The sequence below is a fragment of the Bacillus sp. mrc49 genome (assembly GCF_002803435.1).
On record NZ_PHNG01000018.1, the window covers coordinates 1 to 672 of the forward strand.

Annotated in this window: 2 protein-coding genes; one reads left to right on the forward strand and one right to left on the reverse strand. The window is 41.5% G+C overall.

All coding sequences use genetic code 11. From position 1 onward, the window contains the following. Positions 1-307, forward strand: a 307-nt coding sequence (locus tag CVN76_RS00225; protein ID WP_198512384.1) for a winged helix-turn-helix domain-containing protein, incomplete at its 5' end; no start/stop codon positions are given. 154 nt (positions 308-461) lie between these two features. Here the strand turns inward: CVN76_RS00225 and CVN76_RS00230 are convergent. Then, positions 462-672: ankyrin repeat domain-containing protein (locus CVN76_RS00230; protein WP_232732030.1), on the reverse strand; the 211-nt coding region annotated here is incomplete at its 5' end.

Here is a 672-nt window from a genome sequence, read left to right on the forward strand (position 1 = left end):
CAAAATAAATACGGTTTTCGTTCACGGTATATCGATAGATAAGTCATCGCGTAAAGTTCATATCAATGGCGGGGAAGTGCCTTTCACGACAAAGGAATTCGATTTGTTGCTGTTTCTAGTGATGCACCCGAACCAAGTATTGAGCAAGGAGCAACTATATGAGAGCAATTGGGGAATGGAGTCGGCGGCGGATGTCTCGACTGTCACCGTCCATATTAGAAAATTACGTGAAAAAATCGAAAGAGACCCGGCACATCCTAAATACCTGGAAACGGTTTGGGGCGCCGGGTATCGTTTCAATGTATAAATGGTCTTTGCATTACCTGTCACAAAAGTGGCGATTTTTGGGATGATAAATAAAATTTAAAAAGACGTTAAGCTTTTTTTGGAAATTGCATAACGGGAGTTAATGATTGGGCGTTAACACCATATTAAACGGATAACAAAGACTCAACTAAGTTTTATGGGATGCGATCGAACAGGGCTGCCCTTAAGTAGCCTTCTTGAGTAGCCCAGTGCAATGGTGTATACCCTGTCCCATTTTGATCTTGCTTATTAATGGATAGACCACTTTGAATCAATATTTTAGTAATCTCCAATTTCCCTGATGCAGCGGACGCGTGTAAAGGGGTATATCCACCTCGATCTAAACTCAAGTTGCTTCCCTTATCA